At 72.1% G+C, this 15,079-nt stretch carries 13 protein-coding genes and 3 tRNA genes; 7 read left to right on the top strand and 9 right to left on the bottom strand.

Annotation, left to right across the window (positions count from 1 at the left end; genetic code table 11):
• Positions 1 to 197: 197 nt before the first annotated feature.
• A complete protein-coding gene (locus JW613_RS05260; RefSeq protein ID WP_209209502.1) occupies positions 198 to 866 on the bottom strand; it encodes a hypothetical protein in 669 nt (222 codons plus the stop codon).
• Between the two features lie 226 nt (positions 867 to 1,092).
• On the bottom strand, positions 1,093 to 1,458 hold the full coding sequence (locus tag JW613_RS05255) for a metallopeptidase family protein (RefSeq protein ID WP_099886667.1): 366 nt from the start codon (positions 1,456 to 1,458) through the stop codon (positions 1,093 to 1,095).
• Between the two features lie 115 nt (positions 1,459 to 1,573).
• On the opposite strand from JW613_RS05255, the gene JW613_RS05250 reads away from it, so the two are divergent.
• Both JW613_RS05250 and JW613_RS05245 read left to right on the top strand, forming a co-directional pair.
• Positions 1,574 to 3,154 carry a metallophosphoesterase family protein gene (locus JW613_RS05250; RefSeq protein ID WP_209209501.1) on the top strand — a complete coding sequence of 527 codons (1,581 nt, stop codon included), beginning with the start codon at positions 1,574 to 1,576 and terminating at the stop codon, positions 3,152 to 3,154.
• A gap of 189 nt (positions 3,155 to 3,343) precedes the next feature.
• A tRNA-Glu gene (locus JW613_RS05245) sits at positions 3,344 to 3,416 on the top strand.
• A 234-nt stretch (positions 3,417 to 3,650) separates the two neighbouring features.
• Here the strand turns inward: JW613_RS05245 and JW613_RS05240 are convergent.
• The 3 genes from JW613_RS05240 to JW613_RS05230 all read right to left on the bottom strand — a co-directional run bounded on the left by JW613_RS05240 (position 3,651) and on the right by JW613_RS05230 (position 7,085).
• Entirely contained in the window at positions 3,651 to 4,112 is a 462-nt protein-coding gene (locus JW613_RS05240) for a nuclear transport factor 2 family protein (RefSeq protein WP_209209500.1), read from the bottom strand.
• Positions 4,113 to 4,114: 2 nt separating this feature from the next.
• Positions 4,115 to 5,737 (bottom strand): FAD-dependent monooxygenase, encoded by a 1,623-nt coding sequence (locus JW613_RS05235; RefSeq protein WP_209209499.1) that lies wholly within the window; start codon positions 5,735 to 5,737, stop codon positions 4,115 to 4,117.
• Between the two features lie 622 nt (positions 5,738 to 6,359).
• Positions 6,360 to 7,085: a TetR/AcrR family transcriptional regulator gene (locus JW613_RS05230; protein ID WP_209209498.1), complete on the bottom strand. Its 726-nt coding sequence runs from the start codon at positions 7,083 to 7,085 to the stop codon at positions 6,360 to 6,362.
• A 256-nt stretch (positions 7,086 to 7,341) separates the two neighbouring features.
• Between JW613_RS05230 and JW613_RS05225 the strand changes: the two genes are divergently transcribed.
• The 5 genes from JW613_RS05225 to JW613_RS05205 all read left to right on the top strand — a co-directional run bounded on the left by JW613_RS05225 (position 7,342) and on the right by JW613_RS05205 (position 11,573).
• A complete protein-coding gene (locus JW613_RS05225; RefSeq protein ID WP_209209497.1) occupies positions 7,342 to 7,956 on the top strand; it encodes a DUF2867 domain-containing protein in 615 nt (204 codons plus the stop codon).
• A 134-nt stretch (positions 7,957 to 8,090) separates the two neighbouring features.
• A tRNA-Asp gene (locus JW613_RS05220) sits at positions 8,091 to 8,165 on the top strand.
• A 65-nt stretch (positions 8,166 to 8,230) separates the two neighbouring features.
• Positions 8,231 to 8,304: transfer RNA gene (locus JW613_RS05215), tRNA-Phe, on the top strand.
• 330 nt (positions 8,305 to 8,634) lie between these two features.
• Positions 8,635 to 9,834 (top strand): AAA family ATPase, encoded by a 1,200-nt coding sequence (locus JW613_RS05210; protein ID WP_209209496.1) that lies wholly within the window; start codon positions 8,635 to 8,637, stop codon positions 9,832 to 9,834.
• A gap of 65 nt (positions 9,835 to 9,899) precedes the next feature.
• Positions 9,900 to 11,573, top strand: a complete 1,674-nt coding sequence (locus JW613_RS05205) for a VWA domain-containing protein (RefSeq protein WP_209209495.1) — start codon at positions 9,900 to 9,902, stop codon at positions 11,571 to 11,573.
• Positions 11,574 to 11,624: 51 nt separating this feature from the next.
• Here JW613_RS05205 and JW613_RS05200 read toward each other — a convergent pair whose 3' ends face one another.
• From JW613_RS05200 to JW613_RS05185, 4 genes are all read right to left on the bottom strand, one after another.
• Positions 11,625 to 12,758 carry an ABC transporter permease gene (locus JW613_RS05200; protein ID WP_209209494.1) on the bottom strand — a complete coding sequence of 378 codons (1,134 nt, stop codon included), beginning with the start codon at positions 12,756 to 12,758 and terminating at the stop codon, positions 11,625 to 11,627.
• A 35-nt stretch (positions 12,759 to 12,793) separates the two neighbouring features.
• Positions 12,794 to 13,663, bottom strand: coding sequence for a cytochrome c biogenesis CcdA family protein (locus JW613_RS05195; protein WP_209209493.1), 870 nt, complete (start codon positions 13,661 to 13,663; stop codon positions 12,794 to 12,796).
• A gap of 7 nt (positions 13,664 to 13,670) precedes the next feature.
• Positions 13,671 to 14,546, bottom strand: a complete 876-nt coding sequence (locus JW613_RS05190) for a DsbA family protein (protein ID WP_209209492.1) — start codon at positions 14,544 to 14,546, stop codon at positions 13,671 to 13,673.
• A 74-nt stretch (positions 14,547 to 14,620) separates the two neighbouring features.
• Positions 14,621 to 15,055: a hypothetical protein gene (locus tag JW613_RS05185; RefSeq protein ID WP_209209491.1), complete on the bottom strand. Its 435-nt coding sequence runs from the start codon at positions 15,053 to 15,055 to the stop codon at positions 14,621 to 14,623.
• Positions 15,056 to 15,079 lie beyond the last annotated feature (24 nt).

Below are 15,079 nucleotides of genomic sequence, written 5' to 3'. Positions count from 1 at the left end.
GCAAAGAACCGCCTCGATGCGGTCAGCCACGGCCGGAGAGAACGCGCCACACGGCGCGCTGTACTGACGGCGCCGGGCAAATGGGATCAAACGATCTACCAGCATACGCGGCTCGGGGAGCAACGCGCAAACGGGGTCCGGAGCGGCCCCCGGCCCCGGGAACGCCCCCGGCCCCGGGCACGGGAACGTCCGTGCCCTCAGGCCGTGCTGGGCTGGGTGCGGTGGTCGAGGGTGTCCTCTCCCCCGGTCGCCGACCGGGAGACACCGCCGGGCGAGGCGGTGGTCCGGGTGGGCGAGGGTTCGGGGTCCGGCTTGGTCGGGGTGGGACTGGGCGAGCCGGTCGGCGCGCCCGAGCCGCCCCCGGAACCGCCCGAGCCACCGCTGCCTCCGGAGCCGCCCGAACCGCCCCCGTCCCCGCTCGGACGGGGCCTGGGCCGGTGCCGGTCGCTGTCCGAAGACGAGCCGGACGAGTCGGCCCCCGAGGACGCGTCCCGGCCTGCCGTGCCGTCGGCGTCGGAGCGGTCCCGGTCCCCGGACCGCTCGTCGTCGTGCGCACCGCGCTTCCCGCGCTTGCCCTTGCCGTCCCTGTCGCGCTCCCGGCCCTCGCGCCCGTCGGTACCGCCGTGGTCCTCGCCGGTGTGGCCCTTGCGGTACGCGGTGCCGTCCAGCCCGCCCTCGGGCTCGGTGGCCCCGCCGTCGTCGTCGGCCCTGCTTCCCACGGGGGCAGCGCCCTCACCGGCGTCGCCGGTGCCCTGCACCGTCATACAGCCGCTGAGGGTGGAGACCGCCGCGAGTATCAGGGCGCCGGCGGTCGTCGTCCGGGCGACGACGGTGGCGGTGGGCGCGGCGGTACGGGAGCGGCGCACGGCGGGACCTCCTGCGCGGGACTGCGGGCGAGTGCCATGCCCAACTCCCCATCACCCCAACAGGTCACGCCGCACGGCGCCCACGGCGCGCGGCACCGCGTGCGCTCTCCCGCACAGGCGCCCCGCCGAGGGCGCCGCCCGCACCCGCTCGGCCCCCACCCGCTCGGCCCCGCACCCGAGCGGCTCCGCGGCCTCCACTCACCCGCACCCGAGCGGGTGCAAGCGCTCACCCGTACCCGAGTGCGTGCAACCTGTCGTCGTCGATCCCGAAGTGGTGGGCGATCTCGTGCACGACCGTGATCTCGACCTCCTCCACGACCCCCTCGCGGGCCTCGCCCTCCTCGGCGCTCTCCCGCTCGACCATGCGCAGCGTCGGCCCCCGGTAGATCGTGATGCGGTCCGGCAGGACGCCCGCGTACCACTCGCCGCGCTCGGTCAGCGGCGTCCCCTCGTAGAGCCCGAGCAGCTCGGGGTCGCTCGCCGGGGGCTCGTCCTCCACGAACACCGCGACGTTGTCCATGAGCCTGGTCAGTTCGGGCGGTATCCGGTCGAGGGCCTCGGCGACCAGCTCCTCGAAATCCTCACGCGTCATCTCCAGCACGCGCCCATTGTCGACCAGCATCCGCGCCGAGGCATCATCCCTCCGGCTTCCGCCACCGGCCCGTCCGCGGGCATACAGATGCCGCACAAAGGGCATAGGGGCCCACATGGCCAGCGTTGTCTCCAAGCCGTCGCGTGCAGCGGGGAGCTGGTTCAGACAGTTCGCCGACCGGCTCTCCGCCACCGTCCGCCGCCCCCGTCCCCGCCTTCGCCCCTACCGGCGCGCCGCCGGGCTGGCCGCCGTCACCCTGCTCGGCGCCTGGCTGGGGCTGCTGGTCGTGGGCAACGTCCGGACGCCCGTCGGCCCCGTCGACACGACGATGACGCTGCGCCCCTCCCTCACCGGCGGCACCAAGATCAACGTCTCCCCGCTGGGCGCCCTGGAGCTGCACAGCCACACCGCGCCGCTGCGGCTGGACGTGGACGTCGACCAGCTCGACCAGGAGCGCGCCACGGCGCTCGTGGACCATCCGGAGCGCATCGAGGGCCTGGAGGACGAGATCTCGGGGGACGTCCGGGCCGGCGCGCTCGACCTCGGACTGCGCTCGGCCGTCGCGGTACTGACCGGTTCCTGCGCGCTCGCCCTCGCCGTCTACCGCCGCCCCCGCACCGCGCTCGCCGCCGGGGGTCTCTCCCTCGCCCTGCTGGTGACCTGCGGCGCGACGGCGGCGGCGACCTGGAACCCGAAGTCGGTGCTGGAGCCGCGGTTCTCCGGGCTGCTGGCGAGCGCCCCTTCCGTGGTGGGCAACGCCCGCAGTATCGCCACGGAGTTCGACGTCTACCAGAAGGAGTTGGCGCGCCTGGTCACCAATGTGACCAAGCTGTACGACGCGGCCTCCACCCTCCCCGCGTACCAGCCGGACCCCTCGACGACGCGGGTGCTGCACGTCTCGGACATCCACCTCAACCCGGCCGCCTGGCACATCATCCGGTCGCTGGTCGAGCAGTACAAGATCGACGTGATCATCGACACCGGCGACACCATGGACCACGGCACAGCCCCCGAGAACGGGTTCCTGGAGCCCATCCCGGACCTGGGTGCGCCGTACGTGTGGGTGCGCGGCAACCACGACTCGGAAACCACCCAGCAGGCCCTTCAGGAGCTGGCCGACGAGCGTGGGTCGCAGGTGCACGTGCTGGACAAGGGCGAACCGGTGAACGTGGCCGGGCTGCGGATCTCCGGCTGGGGCGACCCCCAGTTCACCCCGGACCGTTCGGTCGCCCCCGAGGGCGACCCGGCGGAGCGGGCGGAGGGCCGCAAACTGGCCGAAACGCTGCGTGCCCAGCGGGACGCGGGCACCCCGGTGGACATCGCCGTCGGCCACAACCCCGTACTGGCCGAGCAGACGGACGGCCTCGTCCCCCTCGCCCTGGCCGGGCACACCCACAACCGCAGTACGCGGGTGCTGCCGCACCGCACCCGGCTGATGATCGAGGGCTCCACGGGCGGCAGCGGGCTGCGCGCCGTCGAGGGGGAGACGCCCGACAAGGTGCAGGCCTCCGTGCTCTACCTGGACCGGGACAGCGACCGCCTCCAGGCGTGGGACGAGATCAACCTGGGCGGGCTCGGGCTGTCCAAGGCGGAGGTCTCCCGCCACCTTCCGGAGGAGATAAAGCCCGGCTCGTCCCCGTCGCCGTCCCCCTCCTCGTCGAGCCCCACCGGTACGAGCCCGGCGACGGGCCGCTGACCCGCCGGGGGCGCCGGACTCCGGGGGCGCTGACCAACGGGGACCAGTGACCGCAGGGCCGCCGGGGGCCGACGACGCCGAGGGACGGGTGCTGCCCGCGCCCGAATATGTTTTGGCGAACCGTCCGTGCATCCCATATGCTGCCCGAGCCTGCCGAAGCGCTGTTCAGGCGCCCGGCCGGGCCGTTTCGCCCTCATCGTCTAGCGGCCCAGGACGCCGCCCTTTCAAGGCGGTAGCACGGGTTCGAATCCCGTTGGGGGCACTCATTGAAGCCCTCCTGACCTGCGGAAACACAGGTCAGGAGGGCTCTTTTGTCCCGTTTCACGTGATGTCATGTCATCACCAGGGTGCCGGCACGAGCAATCGAGAACCGCTGCGCCCCGGGCATATTCGGCTTCCGGCCCCTCCTCCGATCCCGTGCTGGCGGATCATTTTGCGGCGGGCTCGGGGTATCGCTTCTCCGCGACTGTCCTGCGTCCGCTCCCTTACAGGACCGTCAAGCGGTGTCGCCGTCACTGCCCCGGACCATGGTTCCGAAGCCGATGAGCACGGTCTGGATGCGCCAGCCCTTGTCGGTGCGTGTGTAGGTCATGTCGGCACTCATATAGACCGAGCGGGGATTGTCAGCCATGACAGAGCCGACCCACATCAGCCAGTCCCCGGTGGCGGTGTCACCGTCGACGGTGATGACCGGGTTGAGGAAGGTGTGCATGGAGAGCTGGACGACGGAGGTGGCCTTGGGCAGTACGGCCGCGATCGCGTCCGCGCCGTGGGTCACCTCGCCGTCGAAGCCTTCCCAGCGGGCGTCGGCCGCGAAGATGTCCGGGATCGCTTCGGCGTCGACGGTCTTGCCGTTCCATCCTTTGTTGATCGCGTCGGCGTAGCGGGCGGTCAGGTCACGGATCGCTTCGATGTCTTCGAGGCGGAGGACACGTTCCTCAAGCGTGGTGGCGGTCATGATCAGGACTCCGTTGCTGCTGTCTCGATGGCATGGGTGGGCACAGCGGTAGCGTTCAACGCGACGTTGAGCGCTTGGGCGGGATCGGCCGGGGCGGTGATGGCGCGCCAGGCGATGTATCCGTCGGGCCGGATCAGGGCGGCCCCGGTGGATTCGAGGCCGTAGGCGGTACGGAAGGCGTCGGGCTCCACCGGATTCGCGTCGGTGCCGATGCGTACGAACGTGACGGGGATGCCCGACCGCTCGGCGGCACGGGTCGCGGCGGCGGCCCAGCGCTCGTCCTCGGACAGCAGCACCCAGTCGCGCCGGAACAGATCCAGCGTCGAGCGCTCCTCGCCGTCGACGGTGACCCACAGATGCGGGGCCCGGGTGCCGGGTTGGCCGGACCACTCCTCCGGTCGTCGCGCGGACGGCAGGTCGGCGTCCGCGCCCAGCACCGCGGCCGAGCGGTAGAGCTGGCCGAGTTCGACGGACGCGTCGTCGAGCACCGGCACGTCTGTTCGGGGGGCCGTCAGGTAAGCCTTGTAGTCGGCGCGTGCGAACAGTTGGTCATGGCGCAGGTCCGCCACAGGCCGACGTTCGGCATCGTAGGTGTCCAGAAGCCGGGGCTCAGACCTCCCGGCCAGCACGGCGGCCAGCTTCCAGGCCAGGTTGTGCGCGTCGTCGATTCCGGTGTTGGCGCCGAAACCGCCACGGTTGGGCGGCAATTGGTGGGCGGCATCGCCGACGAGGAACACCCGGCCGGCAAAGAAGCGGTCAGCGATCAGCCCGGCCAGGTCCCAGCGGCCGGTGGTCACCAATTCGATGGGGATGTCGGTACGGCCGACCGCCTGCTGCACCACCCGCCGTTGCTCGTCGGCGTCACGCTCGACGTCGTCACTGAGCATCAGCACCCACCGCCCGTCGGAGTAGGTGGTCAGGAACGCCTTCAAGCCCGGCTGCTCGATCTCGAACTGGACCACACCGTGCCGCAGATACTCGTCCAAGGGCGCACGGAACAGGATGCTGCGCTGCACCGACAGCGGACCCGCCCCGTGACGGGCGATGCCCAACTTCTCACGCATGGCGCTGGTCGCGCCGTCCGCGGCCACCACGTACCGGGCGCGCAGGCGGTACTCGTGGCCGTCGTCGCGGCGACGCAGTGTCGCAGTCACGCCGTCGTCGTCCCGGACGAAGCCGATCAGTTCGGTACCCGGCCGCAGGTCCGCGCCCAGCTCGGCCGACCGGTCACGCAGGAGGGGTTCGAGCCTGTCCTGGGTGATCGCGATCGCGTGCACCGGGGAGTATTCGGCGCCGTAGGCGCCCTCGCCGCCCGGGGTCCACGGGTACTCCTCCAGCCATGTACCGGTCAGGCTCTCCACCCGCGCCCGCCGCGGCGGCTTCATGCCCTGCAGCGACGGCGGCACATCGACCCCCACTTGCCGGAAGTGCTCCACCGTGCGGGTGGTGAAGCCGATCGCACGCGGATGCGGGGAGCTGCCGTGGTGCTTGTCGACCAAGACGACCGGAACGCCGTGCCAGCTCAGGAAGACCGCGGCGGACAGCCCTACGAGGCTGCCGCCGACGATCAACACGGGCACCGCTTCGGTGGCCGTGTCGTCGGCAGCATGGGTGATCTCGTTCATGGCCTGCTCCTTCGTGCGTGGTGAATGGTGCGGCTCTTCATGTCGGTTCGGCCTGCGGCCGTGGCGCGGCGAAAACTCCGCCGACCTGCACCGAGAGCGCGCACCCAGTACGGGACCGACCCGGACCCGGCACCATGACCGCCACCGCGGGCGGCACGATGCCAAAGCGGGTCGGCGCCCGCTCGGCCATGCGTTTCCGCGGACCCCTGCCGGTCTACCGGTCCGCCGTCACTCACAGCGTAACGAACGCGTTCGTCACGAGCAAGGTCGGAACGAACGCGTTCGGGACGGTTCGGGGCGAGCGGGTTCGGCTGCCGCACGGCGCGCCATGATCACTTCGAGGTGCCGACACCCCGGGGCCACCGAAGCTCCGAGGGACCTTTTCGGGGAGCGAGGATGCGCGTGCGCACCGGAGAGACAGCTGCCTGTGCCGGCACCTGTTCAGGGACGGGACAGCACCGTGCGGCCGGCCGGTAAGCGGCCACGTCGGCCACTTTCAGCGAGGCGAATGCATTCGTCACGAACAGGTGCGCGACGGGCCTGGACGGGGCCCGGCGCAGAAGGGGGGCGGGGGCCCGGCGAGCGACGCTCACCGGCGTGGCAGCGGCCGGGCCCGCGGGACTCAGTCGGCCTGGCCGGGCACAGGGGTACCCGTGATGCCGTTGACGAGCACGTCGAAGCTCCAGCGCATCCGGTCCTCGGCCGTGCCGCTGACCAGATGCGGTATGTGCGCGCTGATCGCCGGATGCGTCGTCTCGTCCACAGCGTGCAGCGCGCCGACAGCCACGCTCCAGTCACCCTCGGAGTGGGGGTCGTGCTCACGCGTCGCCTGCTCGGCGGCGGTGGCCGTCGCGTCCTGGAGGAGCTTGTCCACCCCCCAGGCGACCTGCTCGCGGCCGGCACCACTGCGGGAGAGGAGGTCGAGGATGCGCTCCACCAACCGCAGATAGTTCTCACCGCTCGGCCGGGCGACCAGAGCGGACCGGGCGAGCTGCGGGTGCTCGAAGAGCACCAAGGTGTAGGAGGTCATGACGGCTCGGAGCTGGCCGCGCCAGTCCTTGCCACCCTTGCCGCCCTCCCGGCCGGTCAGGTCGACCTCGCCGAGCAGGGCGTCCAGGACGGCCGCGTGCAGCTCGGCCGTGTTGGCAACGTACACATAGAGCGAGGCCGGACCGGTGTCCAGCTCCTGCGCCAAGCGGCGCATCGTGACCTTCTCCAGCCCCTCGGCCCGCATGATCCGCACGGCCGTGTCCACGATTCCGCGCCGGGACAGGGCAGGCTTGGCCGGACGCTCCCGGCGGCTGACCGGCTCTCTTCTCACACCCACGACGCTCATCGTAGCGAACATGTTCGCGCAGGGAGGCGCACGCCTTCGAGGGCGCCCGGCTCACCGGTCGAAATGCCCGCCACGAGCGGGTGGCCCGCGCGACTCAAGAGATGCCGGCCTCATCCGCGGTGCCCGCCTCCGAGCTGGACGACCCGCGAATTCGCGGGTGGCGGGGCTTTTTGACGTCTGAGGCCTTCTTTCATGAAGCCTCTATACGGCACCGTACAGATCGCGCTAGCCTGCTTGCTATACGGAGCCGTATAGACAGGGGCCGATCATGAGACTTCCCCGCACCGAGCACACCCGCCACCCGTGGCGCATCCACGAGATCGCACCCGACTTCCGGGTCGAGGACGTATGGCGGATCCCGACTCCGGGCGGCCCCGACGACTTCGCCCACCTCGTCGACCAGATGGCGAACGGCGCCGACGCGCACCTGTCCACCGCCGTCTCACGCTTCCTGTTCGCGGCCCGCTGGAAGCTCGGCGCACTCCTGGGCTGGGACGACCCCGCATCGGGCCTCGGCACCCGCGTCCCCACCCTGCGCGACCGGCTCCCCGCCGACCTGCGGGAAGCCCCGCGCGGGCCGGACCTCAAGGGGGTGCCCGTCCCGTTCACCTCCGTCTACCAGACGCACGACGAATGGGTGGCCGAGCTGGCCAACCACACGATGCAGGGAGTGATGCACGTCGGCTGGGTCCCGGACAGCAGGGCCCCCGGGGGGTACCGCGGACAGCTGACCGTCCTGGTGAAGCCGAACGGAACCCTCGGCACCCTGTACATGGCAGGCATCAAGCCCTTCCGGTACCTGGGCGTCTACCAGCAGATGCTGCTGACCATCGGCCGCCAGTGGCGGGCCGGCGCCCCCGAACGGAGCACCGGCGCCCGGTGACGGTTCGGGGCAGCCGCCGGGGTCTGTTACTCTTTTCCGGCGACGTCACCCCTGCTGGGGAGCCCCCAAAGGCCCCGGAAAACGGTTGGGAGCACTCGTCGCACTGTGCGAGACTGGAGCTCGCACGAACACTTGGTCCTGTGGAGCAGTTTGGAGTGCTCGCCACCCTGTCAAGGTGGAGGCCGCGGGTTCAAATCCCGTCAGGACCGCTGCCATCAAGTCGCTTCACCTCTTGATGGCCTGCCCGATCAGGGGCTCCGGCCCCGCAGCGCCGGGCTGGGTAGCTCAGTTGGTACGAGCGTCCGCCTGAAAAGCGGAAGGTCGCCGGTTCGACCCCGGCCCCAGCCACCGCAGCCCTGAACTGGGCGAACGGCCCCACCGAAGATCTTCGGCGGGGCCGTTTTCCGTTGTCCTGCCTCGGTCCTGCCTCCCTCTCCCCTTCACCCCGTCGGCGTTCCGTGGACGATCGGGCTGCCAAGGAACCGGAACAGCGGCAATGCGCCCCCGAGCCGCCCGGCCCCTCCCCCCGCGGCTGCCCCGCGGTGCCCGCGCAGCTGCCCGCGGGGGGCATCGTGGTCGGCGGTCGGAACCTCCCGTTCGGGGCCGTCGTAGTTTCTGGGGGGAGGAAGGGCCTCCCTCCCGACAGCCCGACAGGGCGTCACAGGCATGGAGTTGCAGATGGGCGCACAGGACGCGCAGGACACGGCCGAGGCACTGCGGGCGATCACCGGCGAGCTGTCGGACCGCTTCTACGAGCGGGCCGACGTGGTACGGACGCTGGTGGTGACACTGCTGGCCGGGCAGCACTCGCTGATACTCGGTCCGCCCGGCACGGCCAAGTCCGAGATGGCCCGAGAGCTGACCGGCAGGATCGAGGGGGCGGCCTACTGGGAAATCCTCCTGTCGAAGTTCACCGCGCCGACGAGAATGTTCGGCCCCATCGACGTCGCGGCGCTGGCCCGGGGCGAGTACCGCCAGGTCTACGACGGCCGCGCCACCACCGCGCACGTCGCGTTCATCGACGAGATATTCAAGTGCTCCACGGCGGCGCTGAACGAGACGCTGGGCTACCTCAACGAGCGGATCTACCACCCTGAGAGCGGCGGCGAGCCGATCCACTGCCCGCTGATAGGGGCCATCACGGCGAGCAACGAACTGCCCGGCGGAGAGGACTCGGCCGCGATCTACGACCGGCTGCTGGTGCGGATCGAGGTCGGTTATCTGGCGGACCCCTCGAACTTCGCCGCGCTGGTCCGCTCCGCCGTCAGCCGCCCGACGGCACCGACCCGGACCACGGTACAACTGGCCGCTCTGCAGCACGCCGTGACCGAGGCCGTGCCGGCCGTGGAGGTCCCGGACCCGATCGTGGACGCGGTGTGCACGCTGCGGGCCGCCCTGCGCCGCAAGGAACTCATCGCCTCCGACCGCCGCTGGCGGCAGGCGGTGGGCCTGCTCCAGGCGTCCGCGTACCTCGACGGTCGCCCGGCGGTCGCCGAGACCGACCTGTCGATCCTGACGCACGTGCTGTGGGACTCCCCCGCCCAGCGCCCGACCGTCGAGCGCGAGGTGTTGCAACTGGTCAGCCCGGACGCCAAGGAAGCACTCGACCTGGCCGACGTCCTCGACGAGCTGGAGGCCCAGCTCGACGCCATGGCCGGGCAGTCCCGGGAGGCGCTGAGCGAGTGGGTCATCAAGAAGGCGCACAACAAGCTCGCCATGGCGGGGAAGCGGCTGGAGAAGCTGCGCGAGGAGGCGGCGGGCGCGGGCCGCTCCACCGCCGCCATAGACCGGGTCACCGGCCATCAGCGTGCCGTCCGCGCCCGCGTTCTCACCGAGGCCCTCGGCGTGGACGCGAGCATGGTGCAGGCCCAGCTCTGAGCACCGACGAGGACGCGGACGGGGAGACGGGCCAGGAACCGGGAACAGGGGCGAGGGGGCACGGCGTGGGTGGGGCATCGAGAAGGCTCGGCGGATCGGCGGGGCGGGACGGGACGTGGCCGGGCCCGTCGGCCGCCGATCCCGGCCGACGGCACACCGCGGCCGTCGTCACGGACCGGTTCGACCGGATCGCATGGCGCGACACCTACGAGCAGTCGGCCGGGCTGCGCGAGCTGGCCGCGGAGCTGAGCGCGCGCTACGAGTGCACCGCCGACCTGCTGACCGACGCCTTCCTGGCGGCCTACAAGACCGGTCCGCGGCTGCGCGAGCGCGCGGAGATGGCGCCCTCCCGGCTCGTCAACCACCAGGTCATCACCTCGCTGCTGGAGACACAGGAGTTCGCCGAGCTGCGGCGGGAGACGGTCGGTGACCCCTACGCCGCCGCCATGGCCGTGCTCGCCCAGGCCCCCGCGTTGCGCGGGCTGTTGGAGCGCTGCCGGGCCGCCTGGGAACAGGCCGAGCAGGCGAACACGGCCCAGCGGGGTGCCGAAGACGCGGCGAGGGGGGTGGGCGAGGCACTGGGGCAGGCCGCCGACGAGGCAGCGGCAGGGGCCGAGGCAGGGTTCGGGTTCGGTCCCGGGGCCGGCTCCGAGGCGGGCTCCGGCGCTGTGCCGGTCCCGGCCGACGACGCCGTGCAGCAGGCGGTCGTGGCCGCCCGGGCCGCCGAGGCCGCTGCGCGGCAGGCCGCCCAGGCCGCCGCGCAGGCCCTCGCGGCGGCGGCCCCCGGTCTGCGTGCCGGCGCGCGGACCGCGGCGGCACAGGCCGCCGGGTCCGTACGGGAGGAGGCCACGCTGATGCGGGCATGGGGTGTTGCCCCCGGCGAGCTGGAACGGATGCCGTTCGACGCTCGCGCCCGGCTCGCCGAGCGGCTGCGCACCAGCCGTCTGGCCCGGTGGGCCGAGCTGATCGGCCGCTTCCGGCAGATGGCCGGTGGTGAGCGCGCCCGCAAGGTGGAGAACGCCACCGGGGAGCTGGTCGGCGTCACGCTGGGCAACGACCTCTCCCGCGTCATCCCCTCCGAGCTGGCCAACCTGGGTCTGCCCGAGCTGCGGGCGGTGTTCGCCGTGCGGTATGCCGCCGGGGAGCTGATGCTCTACGACAGCCAGGAGGAGCAGGCCACCGGCAAGGGCGCCGTCATCGCGTGTGTGGACACCTCGCACTCCATGTACGAGACAGGTCCCGGCGGGGTCTCCCGGGAGGCGTGGGCCAAGGCGTGTGCCCTGGCGCTGCTGGATCAGGCCCGCCAGGCGGGGCGGGACTTCGTCGGGATCCTGTTCTCCGCCGCCGACAAGCTCCAGGTCTTCCGCTTCCCGGCGGACGAGCCCGCCGACCTGCCCCGGGTCCTCGACTTCGCGGAGAGCTTCCTCGGCGGCGGGACCAGCTACCAGGCGCCGCTGACCGCGGCCGGTGAACTGCTGGAGCAGGAGTTCGACGACACCGCCCGCAGGCGCGGCGACATCGTGATGATCACCGACGACGAGTGCGGCGTCACCGAGGAATGGACGCGCGGCTGGAACGACGCCAAGCACCGCTTGGGCTTCCGGCTGTTCGGCGTGGTCGTCGGCGCCCCGGAGGCCGCCGGAAGCGACTCGGTCCTGGGGGCCTTGTGCGACAACCTCCGTTCCATCGAGGACCTCACCGACGTCCACGCCGCCGCCGACCTCTTCCGGCTGATCTGATCCGGTTCGGGCTGATCCGGCCTCCTGCAGCGAGGGCCCGGCGTGCGGGCCTCAGCCCGCGGCCGCCGCGGCGTGGGAGGGCGACGAGGAGCGGGGGCGGCCGCCCGGGTGGCGGTGGCGCCAGATCCAGAAGACGGCACAGGAGACCAGGGCCCAGGCGGCGAGCACCAGATAGGGCTGGAGGAGCTGGTGGTCGGGGAAGTAGACGGCGGTGTGCTGGGCGTTCACGGAGGCGCCGGGGGGCAGCCAGCGGCCGATCTCGCCCAGCACGGAGGGCAGCAGGGGCCAGGAGACGGCGCCGCCGGACGAGGGGTTGCCCAGCAGCACCATCAGGCCCCAGGTCGGCAGCATGGCCCAGCGGCCGACGAGGGTGTTGAACATGGTGAAGACCATGCCGCTGGTGAACAGCGTCAGCGCGAGGATCATCCAGGAGTGGACGAACGGGAGGTCCAGCGCGCCGAGCCCCCAGTCGACGACGGCGGCGATGACGAAGCCGCCGAGCAGGGCGTAGGCGAGCGTGAAGGCGATGCGCTCGGGCGGGTTGAGGGCCCGCGCGTGGACGCTGAGCTGGATGGCGCCGACGAAGCCGATGATCACGGCGGCGAGCGAGATGTAGAAGATGGCCAGGCCACGCGGGTCGCCCTGGTCCAGGGGCTTGAGGTCGCGCACCTCGACGGGGACGCCGATCTTCTTGCCGACCTTCGGCCCCGCCTCCTCCAGCAGCTCCGCCACCGAGGCTCCGGAGGCGCTGGACACATCCAGCTCGACGCCCTTCGGCCGCTCCACCCGCATGATGGCGAAGACCTGCTGGGCCTCGATGGCGTGTTCGGCCGCCGCCTGTGTGCGGTAGTGCCGCAGCTTCAGCGAGGAGCCGAGCGCCTTCTCCATGCCGGTGACGAACTCGCTGCGGTCCCGCCTGTTCTCGGGCTCGCCGACGACGGCGACGGGCACATGGTGCGGGGTCGGGTTGGCCATCGCATAGGTGTACGACCCGGCGAAGAGACCGGCGCCGGCGGCGAGGATCAGGACCAGGACGGTGGCCGGGAAGAAGGGCGAGTCCTTGAAGTCCTGCCACTTCCGGGCCGGGGTGCGCCGGGGGCCGCCGTGCTTGCCGTGCGGGTGACGGGGCTGATCGGTGCTGGGGTCCTCGGCGCGGTGCTCGGACCACTCGGGTTCCTCGCTCATGCCCCTCACACTAAGCGGGCACAAGATGCTTTCCGTTACTTTTCCGACACTTCGGACACTCTGCCTCCGTCAGGTCCGGGAGTGCTCCGGCGGCGGCTCCGCAGCGCGCGCACTCCCCACACCGCGCCCGCCGCGAGGGCGAGCCCCGCCAGCAGCGCGCCGTCCGGTACCGCGTCGCCCACCCGCCGGGCCCAGGCCTCCGCGGCGAACGCGCCGTCCACATCCGTCAGCCCCGGCAGTCCGGCCGCGCCGTCGAAGGCGAGGAAGAGCGCGCCGAGCAGGACGAAGAACAGTCCGGACAGCAGCGAGGTGGTGTGCAGCCGGAGCCGGCCGCCGAGCCGTAGCTCCCGCCCGCGCAGCCATCGCCGCCGCCCCAGGTCGAACCGCTCCCACAGCAGCGCCAGCACGAACAGCGGTACGGCCATGCCCAGCGCGTAGACCGCCAGCAGCACCCCGCCGTAGACGGGGTTGCCCTGCACGGCGGCGACCGTCAGCACACTGCCGAGGATGGGTCCCGCGCAGAACCCGGCCAGCCCGTAGACCGCGCCCAGCGCGTAGACGGACAGTGCCGTGGTCGGACGGATCCGGCCCGACGCCTCCCGCAGCCGGCGCGAAGCGAAGCCGAGCCCGACGATCTGGGCGAGCCCGAGCGCGACGATCAGCCAGCCGCCCACCGAGACCAGCAGGTCGCGGTGGCCGTAGAACAGCCGCCCGGCGAAGGAGCCGGCGGCGCCCAGCGGGACCAGCGTGGTGGCCAGGCCGAGGTAGAAGATGCCGGTACGGGCCATCAGCCGGCCGGCCGAGTCGATCGAGTACGCGAAGAAGGCGGGCAGCAGCAGGGCGCTGCAGGGGCTGAGCAGGGCGAGGAGGCCGCCGAGGAAGGCGGCCAGGTATCCGATGTCCATCAGACCGTCAGCCCTCGCCGCCGGTCCTGCCGGACTCCGGCGCCTCGGACTTCGGCGCCTCGGACTTCCGTGCCTTCGACTCCGGCGACTTCGGCGACTTCGACTCCGCTGCCGCCGCCGCACGTTCGATCGCGTCGGTGAACACCTTGTCGGGCTGGGCGCCCGCGATCGGCTGCCCGTTGACGAGGAAGGCCGGGGTGGCGGCGGCGCCCAGCCCGTAGGCCTCGGTGCGGTCCTTGTCCAGCAGCTTCCTGGCGGCTTCGCTCGCCCGGTCGCGGTCGAAGCGCTTCAGGTCCTTCACTCCCGCCTGCTCGGCGAGTTCGTGCAGACGGTCGGTGGTGAAGGAGCCCTTCTCGTGGTCCTTGTCGGCGTAGACGGCGTCGTAGAACTGCCAGAAGCGCCCCTGCTGTCCGGCCGCGTACCCGGCGAGCGCGGCGCGCTCCGAGCCCTTGCCGAAGACCGGGAAGTTGCGCCACTCGATGCGCAGCAGGCCCTTCTCGACGTACTTGCGCACCAGCTTCGGCTCGGTGTCCCGCGCGAACTTGCCGCAGAAGGAGCAGCCGAAGTCGGCGTACTCGATCATCACGACAGGCGCGTCCTTGTCGCCGCGCGCGAACGGGTCGTCGGCGGTGCGGCGGGCGAGCTTCAGCAGCGCCGGGTTGCCGGCGGCGGTGTCCTCGGAGCGGTCCTCGATGGTGGCGTCGCCCGAGCCGGCGCCGCTCCCGCCCCCGGCGGAGTCGCCGCCGACGGCGTACTGCGAGAGCCAGCCCGCCAGCAGCGCGGCCACGGCGACGAGGGCGCCGATGACCACGCCCTTGCGGGGGCGGGGGCGGGAGGAAGGCGAGGCGGACGAGGAGGGCGAGGCGGACTTGTTCGACGGCATGCGAACGTCTCCTGTTCTGCGGAGGTGGAAAGCGACAGCCGGACGCCGACGCGAAGTCGCGTCGGCGGGCGCCGCTACACGCGCAGGACGGAGAGTTCGACGGGGGTGGGAGGAGGTATCGGCGCTGGACCGCGCAGGGGCCGTCCGGCGTGCGCCGCATCGATCGCGCTGTGCGACTGCGGCGTCAGACAGACCGGGAGCGCCAGGGGCAGCAGTTGCTGCTGGCCGGAGGCGGGCACGGCCGGAAGCGCACCGCCGCCGTCCTGCGACTTGTGGCAGCGCGAGGGCCCCGAGTCGTCGGCGGCGGACACGGTCGCGGAAGCGGTGGGCTGCACCCCGAAGGCCACGGTGGCCTCAGCGGCCTCAGTGGCCGCGGTAGCCGCAGTGGAAGCGGACGGCGCGGACGACGCCCCCGCGAGGTGCACGGCGGCGCTCAGCGCGAGCAGCACCGCCACGAGGACGGCGGCGGCCCGCCGGGTCCCTCGTACCGCCTGCTCACCTCCGTGCATGCCGCCACCCTAACGGGGCACAGC

The sequence above is a fragment of the Streptomyces smyrnaeus genome (assembly GCF_017676345.1).
In the GTDB taxonomy this organism is placed as follows: domain Bacteria; phylum Actinomycetota; class Actinomycetes; order Streptomycetales; family Streptomycetaceae; genus Streptomyces; species Streptomyces smyrnaeus.
The sequence above is the reverse complement of the archived record's forward strand: the minus strand, read 5'-3'. Positions and strand labels throughout refer to the sequence as shown.

Bases quoted from the DNA above. Each gene is read 5' to 3' on its own strand.
- JW613_RS05230 (WP_209209498.1), bottom strand. From the start codon at position 7,085: ATGTTCGCTACGATGAGCGTCGTGGGTGTGAGAAGAGAGCCGGTCAGC.
- JW613_RS05250 (WP_209209501.1), top strand. From the start codon at position 1,574: ATGGCCAGCGTTGTCTCCAAGCCGTCGCGTGCAGCGGGGAGCTGGTTC.
- JW613_RS05235 (WP_209209499.1), bottom strand. From the start codon at position 5,737: ATGAACGAGATCACCCATGCTGCCGACGACACGGCCACCGAAGCGGTG.
- JW613_RS05185 (WP_209209491.1), bottom strand. From the start codon at position 15,055: ATGCACGGAGGTGAGCAGGCGGTACGAGGGACCCGGCGGGCCGCCGCC.
- JW613_RS05190 (WP_209209492.1), bottom strand. From the start codon at position 14,546: ATGCCGTCGAACAAGTCCGCCTCGCCCTCCTCGTCCGCCTCGCCTTCC.
- JW613_RS05240 (WP_209209500.1), bottom strand. From the start codon at position 4,112: ATGACCGCCACCACGCTTGAGGAACGTGTCCTCCGCCTCGAAGACATC.
- JW613_RS05255 (WP_099886667.1), bottom strand. From the start codon at position 1,458: ATGACGCGTGAGGATTTCGAGGAGCTGGTCGCCGAGGCCCTCGACCGG.
- JW613_RS05200 (WP_209209494.1), bottom strand. From the start codon at position 12,758: ATGAGCGAGGAACCCGAGTGGTCCGAGCACCGCGCCGAGGACCCCAGC.
- JW613_RS05195 (WP_209209493.1), bottom strand. From the start codon at position 13,663: ATGGACATCGGATACCTGGCCGCCTTCCTCGGCGGCCTCCTCGCCCTG.
- JW613_RS05210 (WP_209209496.1), top strand. From the start codon at position 8,635: ATGGGCGCACAGGACGCGCAGGACACGGCCGAGGCACTGCGGGCGATC.
- JW613_RS05225 (WP_209209497.1), top strand. From the start codon at position 7,342: ATGAGACTTCCCCGCACCGAGCACACCCGCCACCCGTGGCGCATCCAC.